Origin of the sequence: Ureibacillus sp. 179-F W5.1 NHS, assembly GCF_045369345.1 — a bacterium.
In the GTDB taxonomy this organism is placed as follows: Bacteria; Bacillota; Bacilli; order Bacillales_A; family Planococcaceae; genus Ureibacillus; species Ureibacillus halotolerans.
On the sequence record NZ_JBIQFG010000108.1, the window covers coordinates 1 to 1,102 of the forward strand.

1 protein-coding gene is annotated in these 1,102 nt (G+C 38.5%); it reads right to left on the reverse strand.

Features of this window, described 5'->3' with window-relative positions; translation table 11 throughout:
- Window positions 1-9 precede the first annotated feature (9 nt).
- Window positions 10-1,102, reverse strand: a protein-coding gene (locus ACH0B5_RS18035; RefSeq protein WP_406928260.1) for an IS3 family transposase whose coding sequence is annotated in 2 segments (ribosomal slippage) — window positions 10-887 and window positions 887-1,102 — 1,094 coding nt annotated over the 2 segments. Because the reading frame shifts where the segments join, the coding sequence is not laid out codon by codon here. This gene is flagged as partial in the annotation.

Here is a 1,102-nt window from a genome sequence, read left to right on the forward strand (position 1 = left end):
GGACAACCTTTATAAGGACCTATTCTTGAATTCCACAGGCGTTAAATAGCCTAGTGTTCCGTGAATTCGAATGTTATTGAACCAATGAACATAATCATTAAGTTCAAGAGATAGCTGTTCAAGAGAAGCGAAGTGTGCGCCGTTTGCGAATTCGGTTTTAAATACTTTGAACATCGCTTCGGCCACGGCATTATCATAAGGGCAGCCCTTCATACTTAATGATCGCTGAATCCCAAATGTCTCTAAGACCCCTGAAATGAGTTTGTTATCAAACTCTTTCCCACGGTCTGTGTGGAACATCTTGATGTTATGTAAATTCCCTTTTATGCTAGCTAATGCTTGATATACAAGGTCTGCTGTCTTATTTGGACCGGCACTGTGACCAATAATTTCTCGATTGAAAAGGTCGACAAATAAGCATACATAGTGCCATTTTTTCTCAACACGGACGTATGTTAAATCACTGACAACTACTGCGAATTGTTCTTCTGTTTTAAACTGCCGATCTAACTCATTTTTGATTGGTGCTTCATTACAGGTTTGCTTATGCAGCTTGTATTGGGCCACAGTATAATTTGATACCAGTCCTAATTGTTTCATGATTCGACCGATTCGACGACGGGAAACAATCTTACCTTGTTTCTCTAATTCTACTTTAAGTTTACGAGTACCATAGTTACTACGACTTTCCTTAAAAAGGCGTTGAATATCGTTGGAAAGCTCAACTTCTTCTTTGTCATGTGCTTCTTTTTCACGCAGATTGGCGTGATAGTAATAGGTGCTTTTGGCGATGTTGAGGACGTTACACATTGCTGATACTGAATATTTGTGAGCGTTGTTTCGAATCACATCTATTTTCGTCCCATGATCAGCGCTGCTTGCTTTAAAATGTCATTCTCCATCATTAAACGTTGGTTTTCTTTTCGTAATCTAATTAATTCCTTTTCTTCTTCAGTACGATTGTCTTCTGCAGTAAATGAGCCAGTCTCTTGATGGTTTTTAATCCAGCGATCTAACGCAGAAGGCGTTATTTCATATTCTCGACAGATATCTGCACGAGACTTTCCATTTTCATAAAGCTTTACTAGTTGTAATTTGAATT